The 16,898-nt window shown below is 37.6% G+C and carries 16 protein-coding genes and 1 tRNA gene; 4 read left to right on the top strand and 13 right to left on the bottom strand.

The features are described from left to right. Positions 1–203: 203 nt before the first annotated feature. The 3 genes from AACZ73_RS18090 to AACZ73_RS18080 are packed head-to-tail and all read left to right on the top strand — an operon-like array spanning position 204 to position 2,424. Positions 204–1,250 (top strand): NAD-dependent epimerase/dehydratase family protein, encoded by a 1,047-nt coding sequence (locus AACZ73_RS18090; RefSeq protein ID WP_339880043.1) that lies wholly within the window; start codon positions 204–206, stop codon positions 1,248–1,250. A gap of 1 nt (position 1,251) precedes the next feature. Next, positions 1,252–1,608 (top strand): DoxX family protein, encoded by a 357-nt coding sequence (locus tag AACZ73_RS18085; RefSeq protein WP_339880041.1) that lies wholly within the window; start codon positions 1,252–1,254, stop codon positions 1,606–1,608. Positions 1,609–1,623: 15 nt separating this feature from the next. Beyond that, positions 1,624–2,424, top strand: coding sequence for an AraC family transcriptional regulator (locus AACZ73_RS18080; RefSeq protein ID WP_339880039.1), 801 nt, complete (start codon positions 1,624–1,626; stop codon positions 2,422–2,424). Positions 2,425–2,596: 172 nt separating this feature from the next. Here the strand turns inward: AACZ73_RS18080 and AACZ73_RS18075 are convergent, their stop codons facing one another. The 11 genes from AACZ73_RS18075 to AACZ73_RS18025 form a co-directional block, all read right to left on the bottom strand. Next, positions 2,597–3,508 carry an AraC family transcriptional regulator gene (locus AACZ73_RS18075; protein ID WP_339880037.1) on the bottom strand — a complete coding sequence of 304 codons (912 nt, stop codon included), beginning with the start codon at positions 3,506–3,508 and terminating at the stop codon, positions 2,597–2,599. 11 nt (positions 3,509–3,519) lie between these two features. Continuing rightward, on the bottom strand, positions 3,520–4,350 hold the full coding sequence (locus tag AACZ73_RS18070; RefSeq protein ID WP_339880036.1) for an SDR family NAD(P)-dependent oxidoreductase: 831 nt from the start codon (positions 4,348–4,350) through the stop codon (positions 3,520–3,522). A 186-nt stretch (positions 4,351–4,536) separates the two neighbouring features. Next, positions 4,537–5,433 (bottom strand): helix-turn-helix transcriptional regulator, encoded by an 897-nt coding sequence (locus tag AACZ73_RS18065; protein WP_339880035.1) that lies wholly within the window; start codon positions 5,431–5,433, stop codon positions 4,537–4,539. Positions 5,434–5,485: 52 nt separating this feature from the next. After that, positions 5,486–6,472: an MBL fold metallo-hydrolase gene (locus AACZ73_RS18060; RefSeq protein ID WP_339880033.1), complete on the bottom strand. Its 987-nt coding sequence runs from the start codon at positions 6,470–6,472 to the stop codon at positions 5,486–5,488. 17 nt (positions 6,473–6,489) lie between these two features. Then, complete coding sequence (locus tag AACZ73_RS18055) at positions 6,490–7,464, bottom strand: SDR family NAD(P)-dependent oxidoreductase (protein ID WP_339880031.1); 975 nt, start codon at positions 7,462–7,464, stop codon at positions 6,490–6,492. A gap of 272 nt (positions 7,465–7,736) precedes the next feature. Then, entirely contained in the window at positions 7,737–8,765 is a 1,029-nt protein-coding gene (locus AACZ73_RS18050) for a bestrophin family ion channel (protein WP_339880029.1), read from the bottom strand. 473 nt (positions 8,766–9,238) lie between these two features. Then, on the bottom strand, positions 9,239–10,150 hold the full coding sequence (locus AACZ73_RS18045; RefSeq protein WP_339880027.1) for a helix-turn-helix domain-containing protein: 912 nt from the start codon (positions 10,148–10,150) through the stop codon (positions 9,239–9,241). Positions 10,151–10,174: 24 nt separating this feature from the next. Then, complete coding sequence (locus AACZ73_RS18040) at positions 10,175–11,020, bottom strand: SDR family oxidoreductase (RefSeq protein WP_339880025.1); 846 nt, start codon at positions 11,018–11,020, stop codon at positions 10,175–10,177. A 493-nt stretch (positions 11,021–11,513) separates the two neighbouring features. After that, a tRNA-Thr gene (locus AACZ73_RS18035) sits at positions 11,514–11,586 on the bottom strand. Between the two features lie 100 nt (positions 11,587–11,686). Further along, on the bottom strand, positions 11,687–13,762 hold the full coding sequence (locus AACZ73_RS18030; protein WP_339880023.1) for a DUF349 domain-containing protein: 2,076 nt from the start codon (positions 13,760–13,762) through the stop codon (positions 11,687–11,689). Positions 13,763–13,810: 48 nt separating this feature from the next. Further along, complete coding sequence (locus tag AACZ73_RS18025; RefSeq protein ID WP_339880021.1) at positions 13,811–14,380, bottom strand: YqgE/AlgH family protein; 570 nt, start codon at positions 14,378–14,380, stop codon at positions 13,811–13,813. A gap of 102 nt (positions 14,381–14,482) precedes the next feature. Here AACZ73_RS18025 and pdxH point away from each other — a divergent pair, with 102 nt between their 5' ends. Beyond that, positions 14,483–15,115, top strand: coding sequence for a pyridoxamine 5'-phosphate oxidase (pdxH, locus tag AACZ73_RS18020; protein ID WP_339880019.1), 633 nt, complete (start codon positions 14,483–14,485; stop codon positions 15,113–15,115). Here pdxH and bshB1 read toward each other — a convergent pair whose 3' ends face one another. Together bshB1 and AACZ73_RS18010 are read right to left on the bottom strand one after the other, a co-directional pair. Further along, positions 15,116–15,832: a bacillithiol biosynthesis deacetylase BshB1 gene (gene bshB1, locus AACZ73_RS18015; RefSeq protein WP_339880017.1), complete on the bottom strand. Its 717-nt coding sequence runs from the start codon at positions 15,830–15,832 to the stop codon at positions 15,116–15,118. It abuts the gene before it with no gap. A gap of 18 nt (positions 15,833–15,850) precedes the next feature. Then, positions 15,851–16,894, bottom strand: coding sequence for a M23 family metallopeptidase (locus tag AACZ73_RS18010; protein ID WP_339880015.1), 1,044 nt, complete (start codon positions 16,892–16,894; stop codon positions 15,851–15,853). Positions 16,895–16,898 lie beyond the last annotated feature (4 nt).

Raw genomic sequence — 16,898 nt, 5'->3', positions numbered from 1 at the left:
GGTTGATTACTAGGGGTTGGATCTTAGATAATGATTTACAATTTGATAAAATGTGCAAGTCCAACTTTTCTTAGTCACACGTTTCTTTCCCTCTTCTTTTGGCCTTTATTTTTGGACCTCTCAATAAAGTATAATTGGACCTCTCAATAAACTGCCCCAACCTGAAAATCCAGAAATTTGCATCTGAATTAAAATTTATAATGATGGAAAATAAAGGGATAGTATTAGTTACCGGTGGAAGCGGCTTCGTCGGCATGAGAATTATTTTGCAATTATTGAACAGAGGCTATGAAGTAAGAACTACCATTCGCAATCGAAAAAGTATAGATAAGGTTAAATCAGCTTTAAGCGCCAATAATATCGTTTCGTTTGAGCGCCTTTCATTTCTGGAAGCAGAATTGACAGAAGATACGAATTGGGCCAGGGCTATGGAAGGTTGCAGCTATGTGTTAAGTGTGGCTTCACCTGTGTTTTTTGATAAACCGAAAAACGAAGAAGAGGCTATTCGCCCTGCAGTCAATGGTATTTTGCGTATCCTAAAATTTGCAAAAGAGGCAAGAGTAAAGCGGGTAATCATGACCTCCAATTTTGGAGCGGTAGGGTTTACCCAAACGGACAAAAGCAGGGAAACCACGGAAGAAGACTGGACAAAACCCGACGTTAAAGGACTTTCGGTTTATGAAAAATCTAAAACTTTAGTAGAGAAGGCGGCTTGGGACTTCATCAAAAACAAGGATAGTAACCTTGAATTTGCCACCAATATTCCAGTTGCCATTTTGGGACCATCATTAGATTCCCATATTTCGGGAAGTTTTCATCTACTTGGAAATTTATTGAATGGCACATTGAAAGCAATTCCCAACATCCCACTGAATGTGGTGGATGTGAGAGATGTAGCCGACTTGCATATTCGGGCAATGGAGAACCCAAATGCCAATGGCCAACGATTTATAGCTTCGGCTGACGGACAAATTTCATTTCCTGAGATTGCGGAATTATTAAGAAGTCAAAGACCAAAAGTGGCTCAAAAAGTTGCCAAAAGACTACTACCCAATTGGGTTTTAAACATGGCCTCCGTATTCAATGAACAGGCAAAAGAGGGTTTATTCTTGACCAAGATGAACCGAAATGTAAGCAATGACAAAGCCAAGAACTTGCTAGGATGGAAACCTATTTCGTCTCAAGAAGACACCATCCTGTCATCAGTAGATTCAATGGTGAAGTTTAACCTCCTACCTAAAGTCCAATAAAATGACAACACGAATAATTAGCGGTTTGCTTATTTTGGTTAGCTTTTACATAGGGGTGAGTCATGGTTCACGAGTCTTTCAGAAACCTTCAGAGGAATATTTTGAGATGATGACTTCATTAGGAATCACCGATACCATCCGTATTATGTTAGGAGTCAGTTCTATACTTGCTGCAGTTTTAATCCTGTTTCCCAAAACCTTCTTTATCGGAAATGTTCTACGGGCGGTGCTACTGATAGTAATGATGTCCTTAGCCTTGAAAGCAGGAAATTATAAATTTGCATTAATAGAAATCCCATTCCTTTTGATGCCTCTTGCGTTAATATACTTAGGGCATCCTTTCAAAAACGGGATTTGAAAATAGGAAAATCAAATGAGAGCAATAACAGGAGATTCCAGTGTAAATATTTTAAAGGAGCAGTTTATTCCTGACCATGTGTTTATCTATGTTGCCAAAGGTGGCTTTAGGGTTTTTGATGGAAACAAAAGTTATACATTCAAAGCAGGTGATGCCTGTTTTGCCAGAAAAAACAGGTTGGCAAAGTATGAATTGCTGGACAGCATAGACGGGTTTGAACCAATCATTTTTTGTTTTGACGAACTTTTTTTACAAAAATTCTTGAAGAAAGACCAATTTGAACAAACCCATTTTTTATCAAAAGACGCTTTTATCCATATCCAAGAATCAACATTGGTGGAAAGTTTCATCCAATCTATCAAGCCTTATTATAAAGGTGTTATGCAAATAGATGAATTGTTCGAGGAGGTCAAATACGAAGAACTTTTACTCATTCTTCTTAAAATCCAGCCGGAACTCGCTGGAATTCTATTTGATTTTAGAAAGCCCGGAAAAATAGATTTAGAAGAATTCATGAATCGCAACTTCAAGTTTAATGTCAGCATTTCCCGTTTTGCCTATCTTACCGGACGTAGCTTATCTGCTTTCAAAAGAGATTTCAAAACTATATTTGATGACACTCCAAGCCATTGGCTGATGCAAATGAGGCTGCGGGAAGCTTACCTTTTGCTAAATAAAAAAAACCAAAAACCTTCTGATTTTTACCTTGATTTGGGCTTTGAGAGTCTATCCCATTTCTCCACTTCATTTAAAAAAATGTATGGACATGCCCCCACCAAAAATTTGGGGAAGAACACCCATAGCTACATCATCTAATGTACAGATATTCAGATTTTAATGGATCTTTTCTCTCAGTTGATTGTGTCCAATTGGTGGACCATTGTACCTAAAATTAAACGTCGCCTAGATTAAACGATCTTTCAGGTCCCCCTTTTAGTTTCTATGTATAAATTAAAAAGTATTTCCCCCAGGAAAGAAAACCTATCACTTAATTAAATGATGCCCGGTATTGTAGGGCTGTAGTATTGGTCTTATTCTTAAACATCGTACTAAAAGACTGAGGATGACCAAATCCCAGATCATAAGCTATTTCTTTAATACTCAAATTTGTGGTGGACAGTAATACTTTGGCCTTGTCAATTACAAATCCCTGTATATAAGCTTGAGCATTTTGGCCAGTCAGTTTTCGTAACATATCACTCAGATAGCCGGGAGTCATATTGAGCTCATCTGAAAGTTGTTGAACAGTAGGAAGTCCGCAATTAGATGCCTTATTAGTTAGGTAATCTTTCAATAGTTGCTCAATTTTCGTGAGTAAATCATTGTTTTCGGCACTTCGTGTGAGAAATTGCCTGTGGTGAAAACGATTGGCATAGTTAAGAAGCAGCTCTATATGTGAAACAACAACATCCTGACTGAATTGGTCAATATTATTTTTTATCTCATGCTGCATTTGCCGGAAAAGAGATGTTATTACTTCATCCTCTTTTTCTGAAAGATGCAAGGCCTCAGCGGTGGAATAGGAAAAAAAATTGTAGTTACCGATCACCTTACCCAATCCATAATTTCGAATCAGCTCTGGTTTAAAGATCAACATAAAACCCGATACAGGATCATCTGTGACGTTTGTAACAGAAAATAGCTGTCCCGGTTTTGTGAAACTCATCATACCCTCATCGAAATCATAATCGCGTTGCCCGTATTTAAGCTTCCCGGAAGAACCTTTCTTACAGGCAACGCAATAGAAATCATAATAAAAGCTTTTCCAGATCTCACTATCTCCAAACTTGAGCAATTCAAAATCGATCAAACTTATAAGTGGGTGATCGGGCTTTTTCAACCCAAACAAACGATGCAGTTCAGAAACAGACTTAATCTGATAGGGAGCAGCTTTTTTCATGCTATAATTGTTTAAAAATCAGTAGATAAAGATAAGGTTTCCCATTTTTCCATTTCCTCTTTTTTATTCCTAAGAGATTCTAAAACAGCACTATAGCTATCAGAACCTAACGGAAGGTGCAAAGGCGGGTTAGACATTTCGGTAAGTTCAAGCAACACTTCTGCTAATTTTTCAGGATCACCCAATTGCTTGCCGTCAAGCCCTGTAAACAGTTCTATCATCTTATCTAGACTATAGACCGCAATTTTATTTTTCGCAACACTGAGACTTTCTTTGTTCATAAAATTTGTCCGAAAAGTTCCTGGTGCAAGTATGGTTACTTTTATACCAAAAGGCGCAACTTCCTGTGCAAGAGCCTCAGATAATCCGATGACAGCAAACTTGGATGCACTATAGCTTCCGTTAGCGGGATAGCTCATATATCCCATCATGGATGCTGTATTGATGATATGACCGAATTTTTGGTTGCGAAGATGAGGTAATATGTGCCTTATTAAGTTCGTCATCCCAAACAGATTTACATCCATTGTCTTTCGGAACTCAGCATCACTCAGCTCCTCGATATTACCCAGCAGGTTATACCCCGCATTGTTGACTACAATATCTATTTGGCCAAATTTCTCTATGCCTTTAGAAATAGCTTCTTCAACATGTTTTTCTTTGGTGATGTCCAATTTTAAAGGAAGTAGATTATCCCCGTAATCAACGATTTTTTCCAAAAGCGATTCCGTATTTCTGGAAGTTGCAATTACTTTCCCTCCGTTCTTTAAAACCGCTTTTGTAATTTCAAGACCCATCCCTTTAGACGCTCCTGTAATAAACCAAACTTTTTGTGTAGTCATAATATAGTCTTTTAATGATGACACAAATTTGAATGGTTTTTAAGGGGCAAAAGTATTTGAATTGAGGATTAAAGTATTCAAATCCAGAAAAATTGATTTCTTAGCTATACTAAGTAAACACGTCTAATTTTTCACTCAGCTTCCTGAATTGTACTTTTTCAGATAAATAAAAAAATGAGGATAACTTTAATTAAACGACTGTCTGAACTCCATAGGTGAAAGCTTGGTCTTTGCCTTAAAAAGTTTGCTGAAAGATTGCAGGTGCTCAAAACCCAGTTCGTAGGCAATTTCACCGACAGATAATTCCGTGGTAGAAAGTTTTGCTTTAGCCTTTTCAATCAATTTTCCGTGGATCATTTGTTGAGTGGATTGTCCGGTTAAATTTTTAATTAAGCTTCTTAGGTAACTTGGAGAAATATTAAGATTTTCAGCGATAAACTGTACACTTGGTAATCCTCTGGATACTAAATCATCTTGCTTAAAATAATCATTCAATAAAAACTCGAGTTTCTCTAAAACCAGGTGATTGCTTTTATCTCTGGTTAAAAATTGTCGGTTGTAAAACCTTTCAGAATAACTCAAAAGGCTTTCAATTTGTGTTATGATGATTTGCTTGCTGAATTTATCAATGTTGAATTGGTATTCAGTTTTGATGTTGTCAATGATTCTTTCTATAATATTTTCTTCTTTTTCTGAAAGAAACAGTGCTTCGTTTACTGAATAATCAAAGAATTCATACTTGCCGATAGTGCTTGCTAATGATGAACCCCAAATAAGATCGGCGTGAATAAGCAAAGACCAACCTGCAACCTGATCTTCAGGGTTGGGCTGTCCCCTCAAAATTTGATTGGGAGCCACAAACATCATCAACCCTTCATTGAAGTCAAAGGTTTGCTGTCCGTAATACAGTTTATTTTGACAGCCCTTTTTAAGTAAAATGTTATAGAAATCAAATAGGACAGGTTGGGGACCTGGGAGTTTTGCTGTAGAAAGATCTATAACACTAATCATCGGATGTTCGGGTGGTCGTAATCCTAAAAATAGATGTGCTTCAGAAATAGTTTTTATTATTAAAGGCTTCATAAATACAAATTATCATTCATTCTATTTTTTAATTAGTGTAAGTCCCTAGAACTTAAAAAGTAACTCTATCTCCAATACTCATCCATAGAATTCGGTCAAGCTCATCCCGATGTTGTTCTTTTAAAACTTTTTCAGGATAGAAAATAGGCTCTTGGCTTAAGTCAAAAGTACCATAGTGCATCGGTATCCATTGTTTTGCCCTTAAATCCTTAAATGCTTTTAATGCATCTGTTGGGGATGTATGTGCCGAACCCATAAACCATTGTGGTTCATACGCACCTACACCAATCATTGCGACATGAATATTATAGTCTTTTCCGATTCCTTTAAAATGCGCCTGATAGCCACTATCACTGGAAAAATAGATGTTTTTGCCCGATATTTTATCTTGCAGCATGAATGAGCCCCAGAGGTTGATATTGGTATCGGTCAACCAACGTCTTGACCAATGGTGACTCGGCAAAAAGTCGATATCAATTTGTTCAGACGTTTGAAAACGTTGATACCAACCGGCTTCCTGAATTTGGTTTTTTATTCCCCATCTCCTCAATTGCTTACCGATTTCCAATCCCGTCAAGATGATAGCTTCCGGATTGTGTTTACATACTTGAATGATGCTTTTTTTATCGATGTGGTCTCGATGATTATGAGATAAAAGAAGGTAATCGACATTGTTTAAATCAGGAACATGAAAAGGCACTTTGGTGTATCGCTTCATCACTCTGTTCGGCGCAATCACAGGGTCGATCAACAACCGAATACCATTAATATCTATAATAAAAGAGGCGTGTCCAAGTGGAATGATGGCGTTTTGGGTTTTGTTTGAAATGTCTTCAATGGTTTTCCAACGTAATGAAGATTGTTGCCCATTTTTAAGTTTAGAAAGCGGACTTGGGTTTCGCAACGTACGCCACACATCACGAAATCCTTTAACATCATCTCCATAAATATTCGTAAATAACCCTTTGTCATTTAGTTCATTCCCAGTCCAACCATGTTTTACAAAGGACAGATCTTTGTTGTATTTTTTCAAAGCCATTGTTATCTCAATTAGGTTTAAAGACTCAAAATTGTCTCTTCAGCTTTAATATGAATCAGTTCTTGAGTATCCTTCCAAAGTCTTGCGGCTCTATTTTCATCATAGGATAATTTTGAAGATCGTCTTTCACTCAACTTTCCGACATTGCATTGGAAATATTTCCCTGAACCAGTAGCATAAGCAGGTTCTATAGCTAATCTAGCCAAAGATTCTCCTGAAAAATCAGCGGTACTGGTTGTTATACCATTCCTTTTTATCACCCATTGTATTAATGAAGTACCTGCTAGCCATGCCACTGGCTTCGGCATATTCCGTAAAAATCCTGTACCTGGGGTTGATCCAGGATCAAAGGCAATAGAAGTAATCGGAATATTGGCTTTCTTCAGTTTTCGATCCAGCTCATAGCTATATTGGATCATATCCAATTTTGAGGTGGCATACATTTTTCCTAATGCTATTGGTTTTGAACCATTCTTTCCTGTATTCGCTAATTCTACTGCCGTTGCATTATCTGCAATCCCCATTATTTTACCATCTGCGGAGTCTGGGTCGTGAGTACCGCTGGCAGTGAATACAATTCGCCCATTTTTGGCAATTTGATCAATCAGCAATTCAATCAAGAGAGCATGTCCTAAGTAATTGGTGGCATAGGTGGATTCGTATCCATCTTCAGTGTAAGTGTGTTTCCTATTAAAACGCACTCCAGCATTGCAGATAATTCCATTCAAGGAATCAACTTCGCCATTCTTGAGCAAGTTCTTACATTCGGAAACCCCTGCTCTTACAGAGGCAAATGAAGAAGTGTCTATTTTTATCAAATGGACTTTTAAATTGTGTGAGCTGCGAAGTTCTTTTGCCAATTCCTCCATTTTCTCAGGACTTCTGCCTGCTAAAATGAGGTTATAATTATGAGAAGCCAATTGCTTTGAGCAATACATCCCAAGCCCACTGTGGCCGCCTGTAACCAAAATCGTTTTATTCTGTGATTTCATTTTTCTGTCTTTTTTGTTGGTGCAAACCTACTTCACAATCAAAAAACAGATTTAGTCAAAGTGACTTTTGTGTTAGTCAAAGCGATTAAGTATTATGAACAGTTAATTAGGATGGATTGATTGGTGGAATTGGATCTTTTAATTTTCTCAGGTCGTTTAGTCGGTCTAGGCCAACAAAGGGAATGGGTTGTTGCAAAAATTAAACCCTAGACACGGTTTTATAAACTATCCCTAATGCGAGTTTCCCGCTTAGATTAACCTCTTTAAGCAATTTACATTAAGATGTCATTCTTAGAAGTTATCGGATTTGGGACATTTGTTTGTCCCATCATTTGAAGCATATCTATTTCTATCATCCTGCAAATAGACAGCATAGGTATATCATTGTATAAGCCTTCAAATGGATTTTCAGAATAATCACCAATCAATTCCATAACAATGTAAACCCAACCTACAATAACACCAATTGGAATACTCATCCATATCATCCCTTCACCTAATAACTTCATTTCTCCCACAATCCCAAAAGGCAAGAGAAATACAAATATGCAGACAAATACAAAACTGAAACTTCCATAGTGCCTTGGAAATGGGAAATTTTTGATACGCTCTGCCTTGCCTTGCTCATCATAGAAACTATTTATGGCACGTTGTAATTCCATCTGTTGCATCAAGTTAATATGATTTACTTGAAAGAGTTGCTGGACTATTTCTGTCTGCTTGTCTAGTAGTTGCGTTGCTTTGTTGGCAAAGGATTCCAATGATTTAATTTCATCTTTCGATAAGTATTTTAAGTCTTTGATTTCATTCAGGTCATTTTGAAAAAAACTAAATATCCGATTTTGACGTGCCTGATTATATTTGCCAAAATTCCAGCGAAGACGTACATGTTCCCAAACAGTAGGTTTTATCAATTGTTCCCTTATTTGGTATAAGTAAGCAATATGTCGATAGACAAATTGCTTTTTTATTGCTGCTAATTCAAGTTCAGAAAGAGTAGAATCGTCTGAAGATTTGAAATTTTTAATCATCGTGGATAGCATCCTGCTATTATTAACAATAGCACCCCAAATCTTTCTTGCTTCCCAAAGTCTGTCATATGCCTCATTATTTTTAAAACCTACATAAAATGCAACTGCGGTACCTATCAAGGAAAGTGGAAGCCAGGGAATACTTAAAAAATCCCATTGTGTGAAATAGTACAGGGATGTAACAATCAGCATCCAACCGGTAAGCCATATAATATGATGCCCTGCAAATTCATAGATGGATTTTAGACCTAAATTTTTTTTTGTTATCATCTACATTTGATTAATTGTAATAAATAAAACTTAGTGCTTCATGAAGTAAAATTGACTTTTTTCTTATCTACAAATTTAGCCAAAATGACTTTTTTAGTAGCCAAATTAGCTAAGGCCAAATTTTAGTTTTAGCCAACTCTACTGTATGTGATGGACTCATGATTCTAGCTTTATCCAGGCTTTCATTTCGGAAAAGCATCAGATTGGTATTCTTATTTGCCCTCATGCTTTTGCATTGTTATTCTTTTGATGAGTTAAAAGTATGGGTCTTTCTAAGGCAAAATTTTTAAATTATACCAAATACGGTAGGGTTTATAGGAAATGACTTTTTAATGATGAAAAGTGGAATATTTCAAACAATGAGTTTACCAAATCTACCTTAGATGTAGCCAAAAAAAAGTTGCAGAGTATTTGACCAATAAAGAGCCTGCCTAACACTATAACAAACTATGTGCTGATTAGAAAGGAGGAAATCAGTTAAACGACTGCCTGAACTCCAAAGGCGAAAGTGCTGTCTTGTTTTTAAAGAGTTTATTAAAGGACTGTGGATACTCAAAACCCAACACGTAGGCAATTTCACTGACCGAAAGTTGGGTGGTTGACAACATATCTTTGGCCTTTTCGATCAATTTTTGGTGAATGATTTGTTGCGTTGTTTGCCCTGTCAATTGTTTCAAATAATCACTCAGGTATTTACCAGACATATTTAGTTGCGATGCCAAATGTGCAGGGGTTGGTATTTCTTGTTCCCCTTCAGAGCTGAAACTGGCGTTTAATATATTTTCTACACGGTTCAATAACTCACTACTTTGGTTCTGTCTGGTGACGAACTGCCTGTTGTAATAACGGTTAAAATTGGCAAACAACAATTCAAGTGCTGAAATAATGACATCCTGACTAAACCTATCAATGGGCCGCAAATATTCCTTTTCAATTTGCTCAATTATAATTTCTATGGATTGTTGCTCGTCTTCCGATAGGATTAATGCTTCATTCACATCATAGTCAAAAAAGCCAAAGTTTTTCATTTTCTGACTTAAAGGATAGCTTCTCAAAAAGTCAGCATGGATACTTATAATCCAACCCACTTCTGCAAATGCAAAATCGGTATCAACAATGCTTACTTGCCTTGGCGCAAAACAGGATATAATGCCTTCATCAAAATCGAATGGGGTTTGACCGTATTGCATTTTGCACGGACATTCTTTCTTCAGGGCGATTTGATAAAAATCACTGATCAATTTGGTGCGCTGGGTAAGTTCAGGGGGCGGAAAATTATCAAAACGAAGAATGCTGAACAGGGGGTGTTTTGGTTTGGAAACTCCCACCACTTTATGCATATCAGCAATGGATTTGAGATGAATGGTAGCTGTAGATGGATTCACTTTTCTATATTTTATAATTACCGATTACTTTTTCCTGTACGACCTAGCAAAACTTTTGGCAATAAATGCATGGGGCAATAAAGCCGATAAGCGGCTTGCCATACGGTTCATACTTCCTGAAACAATGTAATGCTTCCTTTTATCCAACGCATTCAAAAGCTCTTCTGCTACTTGATCAGGGGTCTGCAGAGGCGTTGAACTGTTATACTCCGCATTCAGTCTTCGTCCCACTTCCCCATCCATTCCGGCTGCATGGTTAAAATTTGTTTTGGTCAAACCGGGACAAAGCAACATGATATGTACATGGTACGGTTTACATTCCTGAGTCAGTGCCTGTGTAAAGTGGCGGACAAAAACCTTGCTGGCTGAATAGGTGGCCATATAGGGTATCGGTATAAATGATGCCATAGAAGCTACGTTGATGATTGTCCCGTTGTTACGTTTTTTCATCTCCCCCAGAAACATATGAGTCAATGCCACCAAGGATGAAATATTAAGTTGCAACATCTCCATTTCAGTCTCCAGAGCCAATTCTGAGAATTCGCCGCCAGAACCTATCCCCGCATTATTGATGAGCATTTCTACTTCCAGCCCGCGATGCTTCGTTTCTGAAAAAATCTGTTCAGCTTTTCCTGGTTTTGCCAAATCCGCAGAAATAAATTGAGTCTTGATGCCATACTTTTCGGCCATCTGTTTGCAGAGAGTGTCTAGCTTTTCAGCATTACGGGCCACCAGTAATAAGTTGCGTTTTCTTTCCGCAAATTTGTGCGCCATGGCTTCCCCAATTCCACTTGATGCACCGGTTATTAAGATTACTTTCATTTTTTTGCTAATTAAATTGATAGTACAAAGTTGGGGCAGTCTATCCATATAAAAGTATCCAAAAGTCGGTTGTTTGTATTCAATTTGCTGCTTGGGTAGCGACTGAATAAATAAAAATAATAAGCGCAGCTAATTTGATGTAAGGAAATTTTACTAAACCATTGCAAAATTATTTCTTAAAGAAATTTAAACAACCTAGCCAAACGCTCCAAATCCTCCTCGAAATGGTTCGACTTCTGTATCGCCAGCTCCAGCTGAACAGATAATTTCAAATAAAAAATGGTAATTATATTCCATCCTAATTCATTAAGGATCAGGGTTCTTTCAGTGACGAGGAGCGGAAGCAAATTATTTATGTTAGTTCATTCCCTCAAAAAAATATTACACTAGTAAAATCGATTGGGACATGGAGAAGATTCTTTTGAAAAATTGGTATCCATGGTCACCTGATCTAAATTCAGGCAATTCCAATTTTTGTGCAAATCACGTGCACAAAAAAAAACACTTAGCTAAAATTTATGCTAAGTGCTTGACAATCAAGAGCCTCCTATCGGGATCGAACCAATGACCTACTGATTACAAGTCAGTTGCTCTACCAGCTGAGCTAAGGAGGCTTATTTCCGTATTGGTGATGCAAATATAGAAGTTCAGTTTATTCGCTCCAAACCCTCAGAAAAGAAAAATCCTATCTCCCTTATTCTGAGTGAGAAAAATTTAAAACTCCCTTAATATTGACAGCTTGCTTTTCAATTTATCGATCTCCTCTTCTGCTTTTTGTATTTTCAGATCAAACTGATCTTTCAACTTATCTGCAGTTTTTGAAGCAGCGAAGAACTCCAAGTTATTTTTCCACAAGGTAATATTGTTTTCCAGTTCGGAAATCTGCTTACGTATACCGTGCTCTTTTTTATTCAAAGTCTTCACAGCATTCGGATCAGACTGAAGTCTGTTTAGATTTAACCGGAATAAGAAATCTTCTCTTCCTTCACCTTCAGGACTCAATTTCTCCAAGTACAAGTCTACAGCCGTTTTAAATTGCGCCTGGATCTCTTTCATAGCTTTTCTAGGCACGAATCCCAAGTCATTAAAGTCACCAACCAATTTGGTCAGTTCTTCCTCTGAAACAACACCACTTGCAGCGGCATCAGTAAGCTGCTTACAGATTGCCTGCTTGCTTACTAAGTTATCCTCAAATTCAGCATTAGATGCTTTATTAGAATCTCTCCTATTGTCAAAGAACGTATCACACGCTTGCTTAAAACGTTTGTATAGACTATCTCTGCTTTTTTCCGGAGTTGGTCCAAGCTTCTTCCAATCCTGCTGCAATTTTACCAAAGCATTGGATGTGTTTTGCCAATCTGTATTGTCCTTCAGTTCTTCCGCCTTCTCTATCAATTCTTCGGCTTTTGCCTGATTGGTAGCACGGATTTCATCAAGTTCTTTGAAGAATAAATTCTTATTGTGGAAAAACTGCTTGAAAGCTGCCCAGAAAGCTTTATTTATTTCTTTACCTGATTCTCTAGGTACAGGTCCTATTTTTTCCCATTTCTTTTGGATCTCCAAGATTTCTTTAGTCTTGCTGTTCCAATCTCTGATTCGGTCAGCCTTAAACTCAGCAAAAGTTTTCAAAGTTTCTATCAAAGCTTCCTTTTGATCCTGGTTTACTTTGAAGACTTCTTTCTGCCCTTCATAAAAATCCTTTCTTCTATCATAGACTGCATCTGATGCACCTTTGAATTTCTGCCAAAGTGCTTCTTGCTCTTCTCTAGGTACTGGACCAATATGCTTAAATTCCTCATGAAGGTCGTTGAGGGATTTGATCGCTTCTTTCAGGTCTTTCACATCTTTCAATGCTTCAGCCTTCTCTACAAGCTCCAGTTTACTTTCTAGATTTTTTTTGCGGTCAAGCTCCTTTAGTTCAAAATAAATACTTCTATTGTCATAGAAGCGATCCATCAAGGCATTGTAACTAGCCCATAGACTTCTATTTTGTGAAGGTGGAACCGGTCCTATGCTTTTCCATTCTTCCTGTAAGGCCTTAATTGTAGCCATACTTAGTGTAGTCTCCTCACCATCTACCAATTCACGGAGTTTATTTAATAACTCCGTCTTCGCTGAAAGATTTGACTCTTTTTGCTTTTCTGCTTCTTTGCGAAGCGCACCAAGCTGATGGCGGTATTCGTAATAATAAGTATTGAATTCCTTTTCTTCGTCGCTTGGCCTAAAGTCAAAATCATCTTCTACTCCTCCTTCAGCCTTAAATTTCTCCAGCGCATCATCCTTATCCTTACTCACAAACTCCTCAAAAGCAGCTTTGATTTCATGGACAATCTTATCAATCTTATATATGTTATCTTGTTTCACCTTGCTCTTTAGCAGGGACACAAGTTCAATTTTAGATAGTGAAGTTATATCTATCTCTTCATCATGATGCTCTTCTTCATCTTCCTCTACCGATTCATCTTCATCATGAGCTTCTTCTGATGTGACAGTTTTTCCATCAGCTTGTTCGCTGGAAATTTTCTCTTCAGCAGAAGACTGCGCTTCTTTTGGGGAAGAATCTTGGATATTTTCGTTTTCTTCAGCTATTGTCTTTGGATGTTCTAATTCAGCAGACTCACCTTCTTTTGAAAGTGAGTCAACAGAAGAATCAGACTCGCTGATCTCATCTGCTGGAACCTTGTCGCTAGCTTGAGCATTAGTTTCATTATCGATACTCTTGGTCTCTTCCGAATTGGAGGCTTGAGTCACCTTGTCCTTGTCAGACAAATCATTACTTTTCTCAGTCATAAAAACAGTACTATTAGTGGGCAATATGAGCAAAAGTAGGGATTTTGCCTAATTTAATCTTGGATCTAGTGGATAATTTGCTATAACCTTAAACTCTCCACCCATATTTTTGAGCAGGTTTCGCCAGAGTTCTTCAGGGGTAAAATCGAAGGCTTTATCACCTAAATTCTCTCTACATATGATCCATGTTTCTTCGGATAATTCATCATCCAACTGCTCAGAACCCCAGCCACTATAGCCTAAAAAAAAGCGTACTGAATCAGGGTCAAATAATCCGAGTTTTAATTGTTCCACCAAAGATTCATAGTCACCACCCCACCAAATATTTTCACCCAAAGAGATACTTCCATCCAGAGTTTTTTCACCAACATAGATAAAATGCAAGGTATTTTGCTCAACAGGCCCTCCTACAAACACATCCTTATCCAGAAAATCAAGTGCCTCGACTAGTTCACCCAATTTCAGGATAGATGGTTTGTTAATTATTAGGCCGAAACTCCCCTCTTCTGAATGCTCGCAAAGCAGAACCACTGAGCGAACGAAATTTTCGTCCTGCAAAAATGGTTCGGAAATTAGAAGATCACCGGCTTTAGGATTACGTTGTTCGTCTTTATTCATTCTTCGCTAAAATCTAAATTATTGAAAAATATAGATCATAATTTTTTAAATGCAATGCCTATGTTAATTTTATCCACAAGTTTTCTAGAACCACTACCATAAATGGATATCTCAGCGATACGTAAGGACTATTCTATTAAATCATTGGATATCAACGATGTAAAATCAGATCCAATGAGACAATTTAGCTCTTGGTTTGATGAGGCAGTAAATGCAGAAGTATTGGAAGTCAATGCGATGACTGTATCCACTATAGGAATGGATGGTGTGCCAAATGCAAGAATTTTATTGTTGAAAGGAATAGATGAAGGTTTTGTATTTTTCACAAACTATCAAAGTGAAAAAGGCAAAGAATTGGAAAATAAAAAATCTGCTTCTTTAACTTTCTTTTGGCCTGAGTTAGAGCGTCAAGTGAGAATAAGGGGGTCTGTGGAAAAAGTAACTGAAGGAGAATCAGATACCTATTTCTTTTCCAGACCATTAGGTTCTCAGATTGGTGCTTGGGCATCTCCGCAAAGTCAACCAATCCAGTCCAGAGAAACTCTTACTATAAAACAAGCAGAGTTGGAGAATAAATTTCTGAGCAAGGAAATCACTCGGCCACCTCATTGGGGTGGTTACAGACTAACCCCATTTACTCTAGAGTTCTGGCAAGGAAGACCAAGCCGTCTACACGACAGAATAAAATATGAGCTTCAAAATGGAGAATGGATGATATCAAGGCTCGCACCTTGATTATTTCAGGTCAAACAGATTTTCAGTCCCAATCATCCGCTCTACCGTAAAGCCTTCTCCATATTTTACCAAAATTTTGTGTCCCCACTCTCTAGCTCTAGCCTCTACAAAAGGTAAAAAATCAGGATCGGAAATGAAACTTACAGGTTCCTCGCTCGAAGGATCATAAAACTGAGATTGGAATGCCAGAATACTATCAATTTTAGTTTGCCAATAAGGAGTAATATCCATTACAAAATCAGGCTCTATATAGTTATTCTGAATATAATGGTACACAAATTTAGGTCGCCAGGCTTCTTGCTCCATCCCATTATGCTGAGTTTCAATCTTGCGAAGCCCACTCATAAAACAGGCAGAAGAAGCCAAACTTGACCCTTTACCATGATCTGGGTGTCTATCCGTAACCGCATTAGCTAATACAATTTCAGGTTTATATTTCCTGATCATTTCAATTAATTTCAACTGATGATATTCATCATTTTGAAAGTAAATATCTTTAAAACCTAAGTTTTCCCTGGCAGAAAGTTTAAGGATTTTGCTGGCAGCTTCTGCTTCTTCAAGTCTTAATTGAGGAGTTCCACGAGTACCCATTTCGCCTTGTGTGAAGTCAACAATTCCCACTTTATGACCTTTGGCAATGTGTGCAGCTATAGTACCGGAACAGCCTAACTCCGCATCATCTGGATGAGCAGCAAAAACCAAAATATCCAATTTCATAATTATTCTTTATTTAAGTCAGCGTACACGAATATTTTGACCTATTCGCAGAATTGCACGTGTGGAGATTCCGTTCAGCCTGGTCAAAGCACTGAGTGAAACGCCATATTTACTGGCAATGGATCCTAATGTTTCTCCCTTTTTCACCTTATGGTATGCGTTTGTTCTTGCCTGGACAATGTTCCCAAAAAGATCCGGGGTTATTAAATAGTTTTGACCCAATATTTTGTACTCTGGAAAATCATAAACTTTTTCGGCGTCAAAAGCCAATCCTCTATAACGAAGCTCATAGTGAAGATGTGATCCACTACTCCTACCCGTGTTACCACCTTTTCCAATTATATCTCCAGCTTTAACTTCCTGGCCTACATCCACCAGCTGCTTTGATAAATGGCCATATAACGTTTCCAGTCCGTTTTTATGTCGGATTACTACATAATAACCATATCCATATCTATCGTACGATTTAACGCGGACTATTCCATCAAAGCCGCTATAAACAGGATCTCCAGTGTTTAGATCCAGGTCAGTCCCATAATGCCACCTTCTCCATCTGTATCCATAAGGAGATGTTACCGGAGTTGTTTCAAGCGGCATTTTCCAATTGTATCCAAAAAACTCGTCATATAATTGAATATTGACGGTGTCTTTAAAGGTCTTTGGATCAAAATTATAAATATCAATTTTATTGGAATCCCAGGATGAATAGTATTCGAAAGCTGTGACCCAAATACTGTCGATTTGAATTTGCTCTGAAACTTTTACCAGCTGATTAGTAGGTGCCCAAACCATGATATTCTGATCCTCACTAATTATCGATCTCACCCTTCCGAGATTGACATTATTTTCAAAAATGATCGAATCAGTAACTGACGATAAGGTTCTCAGGTAAGATTCCTGATCGAATCCTCTTAGTTCAATATTTTTCCTCTCCTGGCTTGCTGTAGAGGTTTGGGACGCATTATTTTTCTTTATAATCTTAGGAAAAATCTGAGCATCGGCATCAAAAATACCAATGCTCAGATTAAAGCAAAAGATTACAAATAGGATTGAATACCTCATTTAT

The sequence above is a fragment of the uncultured Algoriphagus sp. genome, assembly GCF_963974835.1.
GTDB lineage: Bacteria > Bacteroidota > Bacteroidia > Cytophagales > Cyclobacteriaceae > Algoriphagus.
Note: the sequence above shows the minus strand (reverse complement) of the source record. Positions and strands in the feature narration are given on the sequence as shown.